13 protein-coding genes are annotated in these 17,973 nt (G+C 51.8%); 2 read left to right on the forward strand and 11 right to left on the reverse strand.

The window, feature by feature from the left end:
- Positions 1-2 precede the first annotated feature (2 nt).
- The 9 genes from ACMGDE_RS01365 to ACMGDE_RS01405 form a co-directional block, all read right to left on the reverse strand.
- Entirely contained in the window at positions 3-1,502 is a 1,500-nt protein-coding gene (locus tag ACMGDE_RS01365; RefSeq protein WP_436830953.1) for a S10 family peptidase, read from the reverse strand.
- 22 nt (positions 1,503-1,524) lie between these two features.
- The gene (locus ACMGDE_RS01370) at positions 1,525-2,910 is read right to left on the reverse strand and encodes a RagB/SusD family nutrient uptake outer membrane protein (RefSeq protein ID WP_436830954.1); all 1,386 of its coding nucleotides are present in this window, start codon (positions 2,908-2,910) and stop codon (positions 1,525-1,527) included.
- Between the two features lie 12 nt (positions 2,911-2,922).
- Positions 2,923-6,333, reverse strand: a complete 3,411-nt coding sequence (locus ACMGDE_RS01375) for a TonB-dependent receptor (protein WP_436830955.1) — start codon at positions 6,331-6,333, stop codon at positions 2,923-2,925.
- Positions 6,334-6,480: 147 nt separating this feature from the next.
- Complete coding sequence (locus ACMGDE_RS01380; RefSeq protein ID WP_436830956.1) at positions 6,481-7,635, reverse strand: FecR domain-containing protein; 1,155 nt, start codon at positions 7,633-7,635, stop codon at positions 6,481-6,483.
- Between the two features lie 101 nt (positions 7,636-7,736).
- Complete coding sequence (locus ACMGDE_RS01385; RefSeq protein WP_436830957.1) at positions 7,737-8,279, reverse strand: RNA polymerase sigma-70 factor; 543 nt, start codon at positions 8,277-8,279, stop codon at positions 7,737-7,739.
- A gap of 194 nt (positions 8,280-8,473) precedes the next feature.
- Positions 8,474-9,586 (reverse strand): lactonase family protein, encoded by a 1,113-nt coding sequence (locus ACMGDE_RS01390; RefSeq protein WP_436830958.1) that lies wholly within the window; start codon positions 9,584-9,586, stop codon positions 8,474-8,476.
- Between the two features lie 51 nt (positions 9,587-9,637).
- Positions 9,638-10,849: a beta-1,2-mannosidase gene (locus ACMGDE_RS01395; protein WP_436830959.1), complete on the reverse strand. Its 1,212-nt coding sequence runs from the start codon at positions 10,847-10,849 to the stop codon at positions 9,638-9,640.
- A 9-nt stretch (positions 10,850-10,858) separates the two neighbouring features.
- Complete coding sequence (locus ACMGDE_RS01400) at positions 10,859-11,914, reverse strand: sugar phosphate isomerase/epimerase family protein (RefSeq protein ID WP_436830960.1); 1,056 nt, start codon at positions 11,912-11,914, stop codon at positions 10,859-10,861.
- A gap of 38 nt (positions 11,915-11,952) precedes the next feature.
- On the reverse strand, positions 11,953-13,128 hold the full coding sequence (locus ACMGDE_RS01405) for a Gfo/Idh/MocA family protein (protein WP_436830961.1): 1,176 nt from the start codon (positions 13,126-13,128) through the stop codon (positions 11,953-11,955).
- A 247-nt stretch (positions 13,129-13,375) separates the two neighbouring features.
- Here ACMGDE_RS01405 and ACMGDE_RS01410 point away from each other — a divergent pair, with 247 nt between their 5' ends.
- Positions 13,376-14,218 carry a peptidylprolyl isomerase gene (locus ACMGDE_RS01410; protein WP_436830962.1) on the forward strand — a complete coding sequence of 281 codons (843 nt, stop codon included), beginning with the start codon at positions 13,376-13,378 and terminating at the stop codon, positions 14,216-14,218.
- Entirely contained in the window at positions 14,218-15,603 is a 1,386-nt protein-coding gene (locus ACMGDE_RS01415) for a peptidylprolyl isomerase (protein WP_436830963.1), read from the forward strand. The genes ACMGDE_RS01410 and ACMGDE_RS01415 overlap by 1 nt, the downstream gene beginning before the upstream one ends.
- 10 nt (positions 15,604-15,613) lie before the next feature.
- Here ACMGDE_RS01415 and ACMGDE_RS01420 read toward each other — a convergent pair whose 3' ends face one another.
- A complete protein-coding gene (locus ACMGDE_RS01420) occupies positions 15,614-16,498 on the reverse strand; it encodes a Cif family virulence factor (protein ID WP_436830964.1) in 885 nt (294 codons plus the stop codon).
- Complete coding sequence (gene cysS / locus ACMGDE_RS01425; RefSeq protein ID WP_436830965.1) at positions 16,498-17,961, reverse strand: cysteine--tRNA ligase; 1,464 nt, start codon at positions 17,959-17,961, stop codon at positions 16,498-16,500. The genes ACMGDE_RS01420 and cysS overlap by 1 nt, the downstream gene beginning before the upstream one ends.
- Between the last annotated feature and the right edge of the window lie 12 nt (positions 17,962-17,973).

A 17,973-nucleotide genomic window follows, 5' to 3' on the forward strand; every position in this document is an offset into this window, starting at 1 on the left:
GATTATGGAGTGACCGAATATTTCGCGGGCACATCTTTTCCTGGTGTACTTAGTTTGATAAATTCGCGCAAATCTTCGTTGGAAGTGATCAGGTCTTCATACCGCAGATACATCATGTGTCCGCTACGGTATCCCTTCCAATGCAACCGGTTCTTCAGCTTACCACTGGGGTCCATATTCCATAAATTATATTGGGCGTTGAAGTAATCGCAGGCACCGTCATAGTAGCCGGATTGTACCAATACATGCATAAATGGGTTCATGGCCATGGCCTGCCGGAGGTCTTCGCCGGAGGTTTCCGTCTCCTCTCCCTCACGTGGCCAAGGTCTGGTATGGCCGGCCACATAATACTCCAAATCCGTGTGGTACTTCAGGTAATTGGTATAGTAATAATTATTGGCCGGTGTAAAAATGTGTTGCCAAGTAGTATTCTCGGGTGCGTAGTCCGGTTGCTCCCCAGCCACCGCGCGGTCGATGCCCAGGTACCTGGAGTCTAAGCGACCCACCGTGTATCCTTCTTTCCGTAGCAACTCCTTCCAGAAGAAAGGCATCGGCACGGCAAGATTATGGTCTAGAATGACCTGCGCTGAGATACCCATATACGAGGCCATCCGCGCAGCGATGGCAGTCCGTTCTTCCGCAGGCAGGAACCCTCCCTTGGAAATGGCCGGGATCAGTTCGTTGACGGTATAGGCCTCAACCTCCGGTAACAGCTCGGTCAGGTCCCGTTGTTGCAAGTCGGCAGGCAATTTCCGATGATACCAGGCAACCGCCGCATAATACGGAAGCTTGTTTGCCGCCGCCACCGACCCATCCCGGGGTATTCCCAGTCCGGTAGGCGACACCAATACCACGCCGTTGACATACATCCAATGCTTGCTTTGCAACTCCAGGGACAATCCCGAAACCCGCGTGGTGCCATAGCTTTCGCCGACCAGGTATTTGGGCGAAATCCACCGATTATTCCGGGACACGAAAGTCGTTATCCACTTCGCTAAGTATGCCACATCCGTCTTTACGCCAAAAAATTTCTCTGCCGGCATGCCGTTTATCGGCCTGGAGTAACCCGTATTTACCGGTTCAATGTAGACGATGTCGGCCACGTCAAGCAAGGAGTGCGGGTTATCTTCAATTCCATATGGCTGGATGGGAAACCCTTCAGCATCTATTTTGATGCGGTGCGGCCCTGTATAGCCCAATCGCATCCAAAGCGCCCCGGCGCCCGGCCCTCCATTGAACGAGAAGACCAATGGCCGTGTATCCTGTTCGCTCACATCCGTCCGTTTATAGTAGGTATAGAAAATACCAGCCTGTGCTTTGCCCTGTTCATCCCATACGGGTTGCATTCCCGTCGTGGCGGTAAACTTGACGGCTTTACCCTTGATGATCACCTCATGTGAGGTTGTGACGGCAGAATCGGGGTTGAATTTTATGTCTTGCGCATGTGCCGCAGCATGAAGACACAGCAACACTAACAGCAGATGAACTACTTTTCTTTTCATGATCATTTCTTTTTAGGTGTAACTATTGGTAAGCTTCGTTTTGTTCAACATTGGGGTTCGCGCGGATTTCAACCGATGGGATTGGCAAAACCTGCCTGCCAGCATTGGTGAGTGAATAGCTTGGTTGGCTTCCCGTGGTCCTTACGATATCGGCAAAAATGCTCAACCCCAGCCCCCGCCTGATCACATCGAACCAGCGCTGCCCCTCGCCAACAAATTCAAGACGGCGCTCTTCCAATATGGCCGAAATGATCGCGTCTTTTCCATCCGCGTCACTCGGTTGCAGCCCCGCCCGCGCCCTCACCGCGTTCAAATCGGCCAATGCCTCATCAAACCGGTTAAGTTCAGCATAGGCTTCGGCCCTTATCAGGTACTGTTCAGCCAGGCGAAGCAGCTGGAAGTTGTCGCCCTCCTGCGGGTCGTCCCATTTAGTGGGATAGTAGGTGGGTCTCGTAGGACTTTGAGCGATCAACTGTGCACGCAAATCATCCGGATCATCGGTGATGGCCTCGTAGGTAGACTGATGGAGCGCAGTCCCGCCGCGGGCACTCAAATTTGAGGGGTAATACCAGTTGCGTAAGCCATTGGCGTCTGCATTATTAAACTGCACTTCAAACAAGCACTCTTCCGTGTTCTTATTCCTAAAAATCGACATAAACGGCACGTTCAACGGCTTACCTGCGATCGCTTCCGTTGCATATTGCGCTGCCAAATCCCACTGTTGGTTGTATAAATAACACCTCGCCAGCAGGGCACGCGCAGCCGGTTTAGTGGCCTTTACTTTGGTGAGCACGGCCGAACTCCGGCTTTCCGGGAGCAACTGCAATGCTTGAAGCAAGTCTGATTCTGCTTGCGAATAGGTTTCGGCCAAGGTATTTCTTGGGAGCACATCGCTATCGGAGATACCCGAAGAAGGCGTGAGCACAATGACAGCACCAAGTGCTCCATATACCTGCGGATAACCTCCAAAAAGTCGCGCGAGATCAAAATAAGCTAGTCCCCGAATCCAATATGCCTGCCCGACCATGTCGTCTTTTGTGGATTGATCGATGTCCATTTCGGGCACATATGCGATGATATTATTCGCGATATCGATGCATCGGTAATAGGAGGTATAGAGGTCTTCCACCTCCGAATTGTCTACGCTCCAATTGAACTCATCTGCCGCGATCAGCGCATCCCAGGTATCGATCTGCTGCGACATGTCGGATGCCACGTCAGAGATGACCTGCACGCGCCACATATAGGGGGTCTGCAGATTATTATACATCCCGTTTACTGCTCCTTCCGCGCTATTGAGGTTTGAAAATGCCTGGTTGCTGGTAATTTGGGACACAGGCTCCAAATCGAGCAGGTTACATCCCGCTAGTGTGAGCAAACCAAAAAATATTACTGCTTTCAATTTCATGTCCTGTAAATTTTAAAATGTCAGATTTATTCCACCTGTCCACAATCTCGGCTGCGGCATTACGCCCTGGTCGACGCCTTGTACCGTTTCCGATGGGCTAACGGATACTTCGGGATCCAGCCCGCTGTATTTCGTGAACGTCAACACATTTTGTCCAGACACATACAACCTCAACTGGCTTGCACCCAGTTTTTTCACCACGCTGCTCGGCAGCGAATACCCCAGACTTATATTCTTGAGGCGTAGGTAAGACGCATCTTCGATATGCCGGGACGGACGATAATTGATGTTATAGTTGATGTTTGCCATCCTGGGTATATCGGTGGCATCCCCTGGTTGCTGCCACCTATCCAGCTGCTGCGCGCTGTAGCCGGTGGTGCGTTCACCCCCATGTTCGAAGAAATAACGATTATAGTTGAACACGTAATTGCCATAGCTGAACTGGAAGAATGCCGATAGGTCAAAATCCCGGTATCGAAACGTATTGGTCAACCCGCCTTGAAAGTCCGGCCAGGCGTTTTTATCGGATATGAACCGGTCTCTGTTTACATTAAACTCGCCATCCTCGCCCGTGCGCCAGATAATGTTCCCCGTTTGCGGATCCACGCCCAGTTGCTCATGCACATAGAATGAATACAGCGGATAACCTTCTTCCAGCCGGATATATTCTCGCGAAAACTGGTTAAACGGCGAGGCAAGCTTCTTGATCAGATTGCTATTTTTCGAAATGTTCAATCCGATGTCCCAACTAAACAGCTCGCTGTTGATCGCATTGGCGTTGATACCCAATTCAACGCCTTTATTTTCCATTTGACCATAATTTTGCAACATCACGCTATAGCCCGTAGAGCGCGGTACCGGCACTTCCAGCAAAAGATCCCTCGTCTGTTTGTTATAATAGTCCAACGATACGCTAAGTCTGTTTTTGAAGAAGCCGAGGTCGACACCTGCATTGAACTGGGCCGTCGTCTCCCATTTCAGATCGGGGTTTTCGAGCTGCACCGGATTAAAACCAGCGAGATCACCATAGGAAGCCGCTCCACCCTCGCCGGGTGTGGCACCGCCACCGCCGCGATAGCCGCCACGCTGCCCGCCCCACAGCCCCAAAGAGGCATAATTCCCGATCCCGCTCTGGTTGCCGGTAACCCCGTAACTTACGCGCCATTTCCACATCGACACTGCTGATACATTCCGCATAAACGGTTCATCCGACATCACCCACCCTACGGATGCGGAAGGAAATAGCCCCCAGCGATTATTAGCCCCGAAGCGTGATGACCCATCGTACCGCAGATTGAGACTGAGTAGATATCGCTGCTCAAAATCATAATTTACCCTTCCAAACACCGATGCAATCGCCCATTCGCTTTCGTCGCCACTGGAATTTTTCGTTGCAGCGGATGATATCTTCCGGAAGCTATCGCTCGGGAATCCCTGTCCCGTTGCGGTTACAAACGTATTGTTGTTCTTCTGAAATGTCGTACCCGCCAAAAAGTCCAGATGATGCACCGTATTCAGGTCTACCTGATATGTCAACAGGTTTTCATTGATCCAATTCAGGTCGTTCACCACACTGCTTGTCGCTTCACCGCCTACACCTGCTCCAGCCACCATCTTCGTATTGGAGTAGTTATCTTCGCTAATGTAGTTGTTGTCCAAGCTCCAGGTCGTCCGGAATACCAGTCCATCGATAATGGTCCAATCGGCGAAGAAATTACCGATGATCCGGTTGGTATTCATTAGGTAGTCGGTCTCATTTACGATGGCCAATGGGCTCTCCCACACCGGTCGATTGTACGACCCGTCATCATTGTATGCCGGGATATTACTCGGGTAGAAAAACGAATTCGCCAAGGCAGAATTGATGTTATTGCCATTTTGTATGCGGTTGCGCCGGCTATTGGAATAAAAAATACTCGTTCCGAACTTCAAGTCGTCTGATGCAGAAAAATCAATGTTGCTCCGGAATGACTTCCGATTAAACATGACCGGCTTCATAATACCCTCTTGGTCGAAATGATTAGCAGACACCATATAACGGATCCGATCATTGCCTCCGGCAATAGATGCATCAATATTATACACCGTACCCACTTGCATAATCGGGTCCATCCAATTGGTATTGATGGTATTGGCGGGATCGGCATAGGGAGGTGCAAATGCCGCGCCCGAAGGGCTCAGTGCACCCAAGCTTCCATACCGATCGATCCAGTTGTTCGCTGCCGCCTCATTTTGCAGCAATTCGAATGTCGGTCCGTCCACACGCAGCTCGTTCGGATCCTTCCACGCCTTAGACGTTCCCGCATAGGTAGCAATGGATATGGTTGGTTTGCCCGATTTCCCGCGTTTGGTGGTAATCAAGACGACACCGTTGGCGGCCCTGGCTCCGTAGATCGCCGTGGCTGCGGCGTCCTTCAGCACTTCCATCGACTCGATATCGGAAGGATTCAGATCGGCCAGCGGGTTGGTTGCCTGCCCGAATGTCGTTCTCGCCAAATTTTGCGATACAATGGGTACCCCATCGATGACATACAAGGGTTCTGAACTCGCGTTGATAGACGTGCTGCCCCTTACGCGGACAACAATACCTGCCCCCGGCTCGCCGGATGCGGAGGTCACCTGTACCCCTGGAGCCCTACCTTGCAGCATTTGATCGGGACTCGGCATGGGCAGATCTTTTAGCGTCTCCCCGTCCACGCGCGTGATCGCACTGGTGATGGTCCTGCGGCTTTGCTCGCCATAGCCCACGACGACCACTTCATCCAATTGAGAGGCATCCTCTTCCAGCTGGATATCATAAGGTCCCTGACCGGTCGTCACTACCTCTTTGGTTAGATACCCTACATACGACACCTGTATCACCGATCCTTTAATCACAGCGAGCTTGAAAGCTCCAGAACCATCCGTTTTGGTGCCTCGGTTGGGTTGGTCTTTTACGACAATGGTAGCCCCGCTCAAATTTATTCCAGCCGCGTCCTTGACAGTGCCTGTGATGGTCATTTCCTCCTGAATGGGGACGGTGTGCTGCTGCAAAGCGGGAACAAGCGCTGACTTCGGTAAAGAGACGATTACCGTTTCGGAAATGATCTTGTAGCGCATACCCTGTTTGTGGATGACTCGATCCAACACCTCCAATATTTCGGCATCCTTCACCGAAATACTGACTAAATCTGCTAGTTGGACAACCTCATCACTGTACAGGAAACGATAGTTCGTTTGCTTGGTTATTTCGCGAAAAACATATTCGAGATCTGCATTCTTCAACGAAAGCGTTACTTTCTGGGCTCGCCCTTCAGCATAAGCCCCCGCTACAAATGCAATCAGCAAATAAAATGTAATCTTCACGGCAAGCAGGAGTTTAGTGGTCGAGGCACGCCAATGTCCGTTGCTTGGCCTGCCCTTGCCAATTGAAAAGTATTTCATACTTTTGCTTAATTAGGGTTAATTGATAGATTAATTTGACACAGTTTAACTATTAGCCTTCATCGGGAGTGCTGCAACACTCCCGTTTTTTATGCGGCTTTAAAAAATTTGCTCTTTCTTCATCCCGTTAAGTTTGGTGTTTGACAATCAATTAGTTGGAAATCGTATGGAGACCTGCTGCCCATTCACTTCAAACGTGGCACCGCTTAGATAGGACAATATGTCCAATGCCTCCGATAGCTTGAATGACCGCTGGATATTTCCGTTGAACCGCTCCGCAGGCGGTTCGTTTTCAAAAGACACCGATATGTCATACCACCTGGACAGTTGTTCCATGATGTCTGTCATATCATCACTCTTGAAGTAGAAATCGCCGTTTTTCCAGGCTACTGTTTTTGCAATATTCGCCTCATGCAGCGATATGTGCTCCCCCACCCGTGCTTCCTGACCGGGTTTTAGCAACTCCCTCCCCGTTTTGTTGGATATCCGGATAGCTCCTTCAACTAACGTAGCGGTCAGCTGCTTATACGAATTGACATTAAAATGGGTGCCCAATACTTCTATTTGGGTGCTGTCTACTGCCACTTTGAATGGTCGGGCCGCATCATGGGCCACTTCAAAATACGCTTCTCCTTTCAATTCGACCACCCGCTCGTCGCTCCCAAACTGAACCGGAAACCGCAGTTCGGACATGGCATTTAGCCACACCTTGGTGCCATCCGACAAGGTAAGCTGATAGGTACCGGCTTTGGGTATCACCAACGTGTTGTAAATAAGATTGTCAGCTTCTGCATCAGGTGTTTCGTAGGTCAAGCCGCCCTTAGCACTGACGATTTGGGTACCATCTCGTTCCTGCAGCCCCGCGGTATCGTCCCGCAGGTCTACAGATTGCCCATCCGACAAGATCAATTGTGCCTTGTTGCCTCCCGGCATGACATCGTTATGAAAGATATTGCCTGCCTGGGTCATATTGGGTTTAGCTGAACGCGACGGTGAAAACCATATCCAAGAACATGCAATGAGCGCTATGCTCGCTGCATATCCCAGGTAACGCCCGATACGTTTCAGTTGCTTCGCCCGATTCCGCTTTTGTAAGCGTGTCCAAGCAGCATCCACATCAATCTCCCGAATGAAGTCGATATCTCGCTTCGCCCGATCGGTATCTCGAAAGGATTCCAATAATGCCTGGTTTCGCTCATCTTCATTCAGCCATTGCTTTAGGCGGATCTCCTCTCCTTCCGAAAGCTGCCCTAAAAGGTATTTGCCTATCCATTCAGCAATATGGTACTGATTTGGTTTCATCGTCTTGTACAGTATCTTAGGTAGTCCACCACGTGATGGCACCAGTTAGTTATAATAAAGAAACCGAACGTGGGAAATGGGGTGACAAGAAAGCAAATTTTTTAGTCACGCACGAGACACATCAGCAGCAAGACAAATAACTCAGGGTTTAATTTGCCCTTGATGATTTTCAGTCCGCGCTGCTTTTGAGTTTTTACTGTATTGATGCTAATCGCCAGTTTTTCGGCAATCTGTGGGTTAGTCAGCCCTTCCAAGTACCCCAGGCGAAAAACCTCTTGGCACCCATCAGGCATCGATTGGATAATGGCATAGATCTCAGCCATCACCTCCGATCGGATAATTTTGGTCAACACCTCCGACTCTTCCGATTCTTCGTGTTGCTGAATCATATAATAGCGCTGGGTTGTTTTCTCCCGCCTAAGGGTGTTATAGCACGAATTTCGCACCGCTGTGTAAAGGAAGTTCTTTATGGCAATGTCTTGGTCGGCAATGGCGTCCTTGTTATTCCAATAGGCCATGAACGCATCTTGAACGATGTCTTCTACGGCATCCCGATCATGTAACATTTGCCACGCAAAATGGCATAGGCGCGCGTAGTACTTTTTGAAAACGTCCTCGATCGACAAAGCGCAACTGTTGTTCATTTAACTATGATTGGACATAAATTGATGACCGGAGCCAACTTTATCCCAACCTGATTTGATATTGATTTACAATCGGATATCCAAATATTGGAATTGCAATCGTATTTTGCAACTTTTGTACGAAATCAATGGCGGATTTGAGTATTTTAGGCATTTTTTGAGAAGTAAGTCATCCAAATCGATGCGAATGTTCTTTAAAACACCAAACACACCGGCGCGCCCACCGAGATGCGGTTTCCCGTATCGCGCAGCAATCCGGTGTCCGCATCACGGGCGAAGATAACCACCTCGTCCGACTGCTGGTTGGCTACCAACAGGTATTTGCCATCGGGAGAAATCGTAAAGTTGCGCGGACCGCGCCCCAATACCGATTGGTTACCCACCCTGGTGAGCCTGCCACTGGCCCGGTCCACCCGGTAAATGGCCAGCGTGTTGGCATCGCCCCGGTTGGATGCATAGAGGTAGTTGCCATCGAGTGATCGCCTGATGTCTGCCGCACCGTTCTGACCGGTGAAACCCGCCTCATTCATGCCGACTTCCTGAATGGCTTCCAACCGACCCTCGTGCTGGCGGTAGACTTTTACTGTCGCGGTCATTTCCTGCACGAGGTAAACGACACCGCCATCGGCTGACTGCGTGATGTGGCGCGGGCCGCCGCCCGGGGTGCCGCTTGCAAAGGGTTGAGCCGCCGGGCTCAAGGGGCTTTCCCAGTTTTCAGGTCGGTAATCGTAGATTTGGATATGATCCGTACCTAAGTCCTGCACGTAGATGCGCTCCTCGTCTATACTGAAAAAGGCGGAGTGCACGTGTGGCCCTTGCTGCCGGTTTTGATCCGGACCGCTACCTGTATGCTGGATGAGCTGTGTCAGGGCACCGAGGCTCCCATCGGGTTCGATGGGAAAGACGCTGAGGTTGCCCCCGGAGTAATTGGATGCCACGACGTGCCGCCCCTGACTATCGGTTGCCACGTGGCAGGGGTGATCGCCCTGGGTAAGCTGCTTGTTCAGGAATGACAGCTTTCCCGCAGCATGGTCATAGGCATAAGCGCTTACGCTTCCCTTTCCATCACCATTTTCATTGGCGGCATATACATACTTTTTATCGGCGCTGATGACCAAAAAAGAAGGGTTTTCCGAGCTTACCGTACTTTTCAGCGTTGCCCCGCCTGTCGCGGGGTCGAATGCGTATACATAGATACCCTCGCTCTTGCCGGTATTGGTATAGGTACCGATGAGCAGATCGATGGGTTGTTGAGCAAATAGCATGGCGGGCAATGTGATCAAGAGCAATGTAGCGCGTGTTTTCATTTGTAACTATTTTTTTATGACCTCATGCGGCGGCAGGCATCGAAAGCGATATTAGCGATCGTCAGGCAGGGGATCCGGCGGGGCGGGGTCCGCAGGATCGTATACTGCGACGGCTACCCTCGAATCCGCACAGCCGTAATACAGGTACCACTTTTCCCGGTGGTATACCAATCCCTCGATGAATACGGTGCCGTCTACATATTGCCCGCTCTTCTCAAACGGCTCCATTGGTCGCAGGAAAGGGACATCCAGACGTCCGATGGCCTTCGTCGGGTCTTTTTTATCAAACAGCACTTGCCCGGCGCTATAGGTACCCTTGTTGAATCGTCGGTCGCCTTTCGCTGGGTTGTTTTTGCCGTTGTACAGCAACAATATACCCTTGTCCGTCATGATCGCCGGCGGTCCGCACTCGGTCAGGTCACTGTCGAAATGCCCTTCACGTGGCGCAATGAACGCCTGGAGTGCCCCTTGATCGTCCACCACCGGATCCCAGTCGACCAAGTTGTCCGATGTGGCGCCATATACACCGTGTTCGCCCCAGTACAGCCAATATTTGCCGTTGATTTGGGTGATCACCAAGCGACCGTTTTCCAGCTTGGTCAGGATGGAGGCCGACTTGTGCGGCATGTCGAAAAGGTCGGGATAGGTCTTGTTATTCTCGAAAATCGGGCCGTGTTTCTCCCAGTTGAGGAGATCGTTGGATGTCGCCACGCCGAGCCGGGGGATCTTTCTGTTCCATTGGGTATAAAACATGACGTATGTACCGTCTTCGGTCACGGCTATCCGCGGGTCTTCCGTACCGCCGGGCCATTCGTATGCACGCTGGTGATCATCCGCGGGATAAAACACCGGTGTGGTCCTGCGCTCAAAACGGATGCCATCGGCACTGCTGGCATAGCCGATGCGCGAGGTGCGGTGCCCGATGCCCACCCCTGATGGGTCCTCAGCGCGATACAGCACCACAATGTGCCCATCCTTTACGGTTGCCGCCGGGTTAAAGGTGTCGTTGGACTCCCATGCGACCAAGGTATCCGTCATCGGGTCATCAAAGGTGGTATTCATGGGCGAGATGACCGGATTGACGCCTTCCGGACGAACAAAGCCGCCGAGCGCCCAGTCGGGCAGCTCGTTGGTTTCTGCTACAGCCGTTTCTACCGTGGCCGATTGCCGTACGTTGGCCCGTTGCGCACATCCGAGCAGCATGCTCCAACACAACGCCGCCGCTACGGTCCATACGGCATGCCTCGTCCCAATGACCTTCATGATCGTATGCTATGCCAGCCCCAACAAGCGCCGGTTGCCGTCCTCGTCGGCCTTTCCGCCCGCAAAATCGTCAAACGTCTTTTCAGTGACGCGGATGATATGGTCTTTGATGAATATAGCCCCTTCACGAGCACCGTCTTCGGGGTGTTTGAGGGCGCATTCCCATTCCATCACCGCCCATCCCTTGAAGTCATACGCCGTCAGCTTGCTGAATACCGCCTTGAAATCCACCTGCCCATCACCCAGCGAACGGAAGCGACCGGCGCGCTCCACCCAGCCTGAATAACCGCCGTATACGCCCTGTTTGCCCGTTGGGTTAAACTCGGCATCCTTCACATGGAACATCTTGATGCGTTCATGATAGTGGTCGATATATGCGAGGTAGTCTAAGCACTGCAACACGAAATGCGATGGATCGTATAGCAGGCAGGCTCTCGGGTGGTTATCTACCTTTTCCAAAAACCGCTCATAGCTGACCCCATCGTGTAGGTCCTCGCCGGGGTGGATCTCGTAGCACACATCCACACCGTGCTCATCAAACACATCGAGTATCGGGCGCCAACGCTTGGCCAATTCCGTAAAACCGGTATCCACCAGGCCCTGCGGGCGCTGCGGCCAGGGATAGACCGTATGCCACAGCAGCGCCCCGCTGAAGGTCGCGTGTGCATCCAGTCCCAAGTTGCGCGAGGCTTGGGCTGCATACTTCAGCTGCTGCACCGCCCATTCCGTACGTGCCTTTGGGTTGTTATGGTATTGCGCGGGCGCAAAACCATCGAACAGCTGGTCATAGGCCGGATGCACCGCCACCAATTGCCCCTGCAAGTGAGTAGACAATTCCGTGATTTCCAAACCCATTTCAGTGATCTTGCCGTTGATTTCGTCGGCATAGGTCTTGCTCTCTGCCGCCTTTTGCAGATCGAAGTAAGCGGTTGCCCAAGTCGGTATTTGGATGCCCTTGAAGCCCAGTTCCTTCGCCCATTTGCAGATGGACTCAAGGGTATCAAATGGTGGCTGGTCGCCTAAAAATTGTGCCAGGAAGATCCCGGGACCTTTTATTGTTTGCATAATCGTTATAAAATTAAAATAAGATAATCACTGCTCTGCTAAACCGTAAACGGGGTCCACTTTTCATTGCTTTCGTTGCTGCGGATCACATTATCCAAAAACGCCATCCCCCGTACACCATCGGTCACGGACGGGAAGTCAAGCGCATCCGCGCTTACCTGCTCCCCGGACAGCTTGGTACGGAGCGCTCCCGCAAAACGCTTGTACAGGTTTGCAAACGCTTCCAAATAACCCTCGGGGTGTCCGCCGGGAGTACGGGCGAATGCCAGGGCTGCTTGATCCACGTAGCCGTTTTTACCTGCCCGATAGATCTGTATGGGTTGATCATTCTGCTTCAACACCAGCGAGTTGGGCTCCTGTTGGCTCCATTCTAAACCACCCTCTTCGCCGTATAGGCGTATTCTCAAGGCGTTTTCCTCTCCTGCGGCCACTTGTGAGGCGATCAGCACACCGCTGGCTCCATTTTCAAACTGCAGCAGGATATTGCCGTCGTCGTCCAGCTTCCGGCCGGCCACATAGGTATACAGCGCCGCGCACAGCTGGGTGGTCCGCAATCCGGAGATATGCTCCGCCAGGTGCAGCGCGTGGGTACCGATATCGCCCATGCAGCCGGCCTTACCCGACTTCGATGGATCCGTACGCCATGACGCCTGCTTATTGCCGTCCTGCTCCGAAAATTTGCTGAGCCAGCCCTGCGGATACTCCACATAAATTTTGCGGATGGCGCCCAATACCCCATCGCGCACGAGTTTCCGGGCTTGCCGCACCATGGGGTAGCCGGAGTACGTGTGGGTAAGCAAGAAGAGCAGCCCGGTCTCTTCCACCTTTTGCTGGAGCTGCTTGGCTTCTTCCAAGTCGAAGGTCATGGGCTTGTCCAATACGACGTGGAATCCATTCTCCAACGCCATCATGGCGGGCCCGAAGTGGACATGGTTTGGGGTGACGATGCTGACGAAATCCATGCGCTCACCCTCAGGAAGCTTGCGCTCTTCCTCGATCATCTCCTGATAGCTGCCATACACCCGGTTGCTGGGGAGGAAAAGCGCCTCCCCGCTTTCTTTTGATTTTTCTGCATCTGAACTGAACGCACCGCAAACCAATTCGATAACCCCGTCCATGGCAGCGGCAATGCGGTGTATCTCACCGATAAACGCCCCTTTTCCACCGCCTATCATTCCCATTCTCAATTTGCGATTGACACTGTTGTTGACCATAATATATTGATTTTTATTGTTTATCCACTACTGCTATCGTTGGCATTCAATGCTGGCTTATTGGGTACACAAACTTAGAAAAATGCTTTGTATTCACGAACACCTAATTAAAAAAACAAGCTCATTAATCTCAAAAAAACCAATGGTGATGTGTTAAAAATGGTTAAATCCAAGTCGTGTTATTAGCAAATGTGTACATTAGCCATTTGAAATAAGCAGGTTGGTGTCGCGTGCAATGAAAAAACTAATGGTTAGGACATACGTGTTGGCTACTGTCATCCTTACATTTTTGTTCGCAGCATGTCATCCGGAAAAACCCAAGCCCGTAGCCCGATCGTTTGATCGGTACCTCTATCCGGAGGACCTACAGGGAGTCGTGCCAGCCGGGGTAAAAGGGGATGACAGCATCCAGCTTGCACGGGCTTATATTGAGCAATGGTTGCAGCAACAGGCATTATTGCACCATGCACAGCGCAATGTCAACATGAATACCGAACACCTTGAAAAACAAGTGGAAGCGTATAAAAATGGCCTCATCGTCTATGAATATGAGCAGGGTCTGGTTAGCCAAAAGCTGGATACGGTGGTGACCGATGAAGAAATCAAGGCATATTACGATTCGCGCCAAGAATTGTTCGTCCTCAAGCAACCCATCCTGAAAACATCCTATATCCGGCTGAAGCCGGATGCTCCGGAACAGGAACGCGTAAAGCGGTGGTTCCTTTCGGAAGATTTAAAAGAACGCGATCTGCTTGAAAAATACTGCTCCATGTATGCTTCGCAATATGCCCTTTACGACACCACATGGCATTACGTGGATGAGTTGGTCAACAAGATTCCGCTTTCGAAGATCAGTGAGGATGATTATCGCCAAATCGGGCGAATTTTCGAAATAATTGAAAATAATGAATTATATCTGATAATTTTGCACGACTCAAAATTCAGGGACAGCCGGTCGCCGCTGTCATTGGTGCAGCGCAGCATCCGCAACCTGATTTTGAACAAACGCAAAATTGATCTGATCGATCAAATGCAAAAAAGCATCGTAGCGGATGCGCGGGACAAAAATAATATCGAAATATATAACTAATGAGTAGACATAGCTGCATTTTTTTGATTTTGGCGATAGTAGGCACTTCCAGCGGGGCCATGGCCCAAGAAGCGAAAGTGATCGATAAGGTAGCGGCGGTAGTGGGGTCCAACATCATTCTGCAATCGGAGATCGAAATGCAATACGCCCAATACCTTGCCCAAGGCAACAAGGCCAATGACGATTTCAAATGCTACATTCTCCAACAGCAGCTTACCCAAAAACTCTTAGCTCAGCAGGCTGCTATTGACTCCATTGAGGTAAGCGAGGGCGAGGTAGATGACAACATCAACTCCCGGTTGCGCTACATGTCGGGCCAAGCGGGTGGGCAAGAGCGGCTCGAGCGTTTCCTCAACCGTTCGCTCCTTCAGTATAAGGAAGAGATGCGCCCCAGCGTGTATGAGCAGCTGAAGGCCAATAAGATGCAGCAAAACATCGTGACGGATATCGACGTCACTCCCTTGGAGGTAAAGCGCTATTTCGAGTCGCTGGATAAAGACAGCCTCCCCTACTTCAATACCGAAGTCGAGGTAGGCGAACTGGTCGTATACCCCCAGCTCACCCGCGAAGAGAAGCAACAGTATCACGACCGTGCTGAAGAGCTGCGGAAACAGGTAGCAGACGGCACCGACTTTGCCACTGTGGCGCGGCTCTATTCACAGGATCAGGGGTCTGCTCCGTATGGTGGCGACCTGGGATTCAGTACCCGTGACCGCTATGTAAAAGAGTTTTCGGCTGTGGCCTTCCGGCTCAAACCGGGCGAACTTTCTCCCGTCTTCGAGTCGGAGCATGGCTTCCATTTCCTAGAGGTATTGGAGCGGCGTGGTGAAGAAGTGCGCGTACGGCATGTGCTCATCCAGACCAAACCCACGCAAGCCAGCCTGGAGCGGGCTAAAACACATATTGACACCATCTATAATCAGGTGGTCTCGAAGAAGCTCGACTTCTATAACGCCGCTACGCTGTATTCAGACAATAAGGAAACCAAGTACAACGGTGGTATGCTGCTCAACATGGAAAACCAGCAGAGCCGCACCACGCTGATTCCGGCCGATAAACTGGATGCATCTGTTTTTACGGCCATTGACACCCTGCAAGTTGGCGGGTACTCGCAACCGGCGCAATTTACCGACCCCACGGGCAAGATCGGATACCGCTTTACGTACCTCAAATCGAGGACTCCGCCGCACCAAGCCAATCTGGAGCAGGACTTTGCCAAAATCAAGGAGGCAGCCCTGGAAGACAAAATCAACCGCAAGCTAAGTGAGTGGTTTGAAGGGCGCCGGAAAGTGACGTTCATCGATATCAACGAAGCGTACCACGACTGTAGCGATCTGCAGATATGGTTGGAAGACAGCAAGGCGGACGTAGCCAGCAGCAATTAGGGCTTTCCGATCACGGCCGATTTTCGCTCCCCGCTTCAAATAGCATTTCAACGATGACACGCCATTGGAAGTCGGGCTGCAGTTGCCAAATCCTGACGTAGTTGCAGTTGAGCTGTTCATCTCCCATAGCCACTTTCGCGGTGCCATACGAATACGCCAGTTCACCGCTATAGGAGCGGTTGGCGACCAGTGACTTGGCCTGGATGGCCATATCCTGTTTCTGGATAAATTCAAGGATGTTCTCCTTTCCCACGATCGGTGTTTTCCACGGAAAATAGAAGCGGGCGTTATCGGCCAAAAATTCACCATACGCCACGGCCGCGCTGGATTTCAATACCGCCGACAGCAATTGGTCGTTGCTGCTGACGATCTCCTTCCGCTGCTGTATCCGCTCCTTCGTGCGAAACTTGGTGTAGTCTTTATCATCCGGTTCGACATATGCGAGTTCGGGTTCCGTCTCGCCGCCTTTGTGCTCCACCTGCGCCCGAAGGTCTATTTTCCAATCGCCTTTGCGATCCCGCCGCCACACCGTCAGGTACTCTCCATACCGCTTGATGGCGCCGACACGCTGGAACGTCATCGAACCCGCGGTCACCCCCCACTCCATGCTCTTGGCGATCGCTGCAAATGTCGGCTTCCAGGTGAGTACATCGGGGATATTCGGCCGGTTGTTCAAATGCTCCAATGCATCCACCGGGGCGGGGGTAAAAAAGGTAGAGTTGCGGTCTACGACCGACAGCAATGCGGCATGCGGCCCTTCGGTGGCCGACAGCCTCGCAGCCGCCCGGTCCGCCGACAGTAAACTGCCCACCTTGCCCATCACCTGTCCAAAGGCATGGGCAGCAAAAAACATCAAAAAAACAAACGTACAGTACCGAATCATGTTGTGTGTCATCAAATCTTATTCCAAAGCGTGCCGTCTTTGCTGTCCTTTAGCTGGATACCGATGGCGTTCAACCCCTCCCTGATGCGATCGGATGCGGTATAGTCCTTATTTTGCTTGGCGTCATTGCGCAGGGCGATGACGACCGCCATCAGCTTTTCGAAATCATCTGTGCCCGTATGGTCATCGACGAGCCCGAGCACATCATGCACAAAATGCTGCATCAACGTTCGTAACGCGTCTAGCGACGACTCATCCAGGGCAAGCTTACCATCATACGCGCTGTTGATCATGCGCACGGCCTCAAACAGCTCCGCGATCAATACCGGACTGTTAAAATCGTCATGCATGGCCGTATAGCAACGTTGCTGCAATTCCCCGATATCCGATTCCCCTTTTTTGGCGGTTGGCTTCAGCTTGGGCAGCAGCGCCATGGCATTCATGAGCCGTTTATACCCTTTATCGGCAGCTTCCAGCGCCTCGTTGGAGAAGTCGAGCGTACTCCGGTAATGCGCCTGCAACATGAAAAACCGGACCGCCATGGGCGAATATCCACGGCTCAGCAGGGGATGGCTTCCGCTGAAGAGTTCATGGGGCAGGAAACCGTTTCCTGCGGATTTAGACATGCGGGCGCCATTGACCGTCAGCATATTCGTGTGCATCCAGTACTTGGCGGGCTGCGTATGGTTGCAGGCCTGCGACTGCGCAATCTCATTGGTATGGTGCGTAGCGGCAAGGTCCATCCCGCCCCCGTGGATATCGAATTGGTCGCCGAGGTACTTGCTGCTCATCGCCGAGCACTCGATGTGCCATCCGGGGAAGCCTACGCTCCAGGGCGAGGGCCAACGCATGATGTGCTCAGGCTTCGCTTTAATCCACAGCGCGAAATCGAGCCTGCCCCGCTTTTCATCCTGTCCATTCAACTCGCGCGTGTTGTTGAGCATATCCTCCAGCTTGCGGTTCGTGAGGATGGTATAGTCGTATTCCTTCACATATTTCTCCACGTCGAAGTACACGGTGCCATTCGCGACATATGCATATCCTTGATCGATGATCCGTTTGACCATCTCGATCTGCTCGGAAATATGGCCGGTAGCGGTGGGTTCAATACTTGGCGGCAAGGTGTTGAAGAGTCGCAATACCTCATGGAATCCCAGGGTGTACTTCTGTACAATCTCCATGGGCTCCAGTTGCTCCAATTTGGCCTTCTTTGCAAATTTGTCCTCCCCCTCGTCGCGGTCGCCTTCCAAGTGGCCCGCATCGGTGATGTTACGCACGTAACGCACCTTGTAGCCCAGATGAAGCAGGTACCGGAAGATCAGGTCAAAGGATACAAACGTGCGGCAGTTGCCTAAGTGCACATCGCTGTACACCGTGGGACCGCAGACATACATCCCCACGAAAGGCGGATTCAGCGGTTCGAACTTCTCTTTTTTTCTTGTTAACGTATTGTAAAGAACCAAACGGTTATCCATGGGCGCGAAAAT

Source organism: Parapedobacter brassicae (assembly GCF_051400755.1).
Taxonomy (GTDB): Bacteria; Bacteroidota; Bacteroidia; order Sphingobacteriales; family Sphingobacteriaceae; genus Parapedobacter.

Excerpts from the sequence above, each read along its gene's own strand:
- ACMGDE_RS01365 (WP_436830953.1), bottom strand. The coding sequence starts at position 1,502 with ATGAAAAGAAAAGTAGTTCATCTGCTGTTAGTGTTGCTGTGTCTTCAT.
- ACMGDE_RS01370 (WP_436830954.1), bottom strand. The coding sequence starts at position 2,910 with ATGAAATTGAAAGCAGTAATATTTTTTGGTTTGCTCACACTAGCGGGA.
- ACMGDE_RS01375 (WP_436830955.1), bottom strand. The coding sequence starts at position 6,333 with ATGAAATACTTTTCAATTGGCAAGGGCAGGCCAAGCAACGGACATTGG.
- ACMGDE_RS01380 (WP_436830956.1), bottom strand. The coding sequence starts at position 7,635 with ATGAAACCAAATCAGTACCATATTGCTGAATGGATAGGCAAATACCTT.
- ACMGDE_RS01385 (WP_436830957.1), bottom strand. The coding sequence starts at position 8,279 with ATGAACAACAGTTGCGCTTTGTCGATCGAGGACGTTTTCAAAAAGTAC.
- ACMGDE_RS01390 (WP_436830958.1), bottom strand. The coding sequence starts at position 9,586 with ATGAAAACACGCGCTACATTGCTCTTGATCACATTGCCCGCCATGCTA.
- ACMGDE_RS01395 (WP_436830959.1), bottom strand. The coding sequence starts at position 10,849 with ATGAAGGTCATTGGGACGAGGCATGCCGTATGGACCGTAGCGGCGGCG.
- ACMGDE_RS01400 (WP_436830960.1), bottom strand. The coding sequence starts at position 11,914 with ATGCAAACAATAAAAGGTCCCGGGATCTTCCTGGCACAATTTTTAGGC.
- ACMGDE_RS01405 (WP_436830961.1), bottom strand. The coding sequence starts at position 13,128 with ATGGTCAACAACAGTGTCAATCGCAAATTGAGAATGGGAATGATAGGC.
- ACMGDE_RS01410 (WP_436830962.1), top strand. The coding sequence starts at position 13,376 with ATGGTTAGGACATACGTGTTGGCTACTGTCATCCTTACATTTTTGTTC.
- ACMGDE_RS01415 (WP_436830963.1), top strand. The coding sequence starts at position 14,218 with ATGAGTAGACATAGCTGCATTTTTTTGATTTTGGCGATAGTAGGCACT.
- ACMGDE_RS01420 (WP_436830964.1), bottom strand. The coding sequence starts at position 16,498 with ATGACACACAACATGATTCGGTACTGTACGTTTGTTTTTTTGATGTTT.
- cysS (WP_436830965.1), bottom strand. The coding sequence starts at position 17,961 with ATGGATAACCGTTTGGTTCTTTACAATACGTTAACAAGAAAAAAAGAG.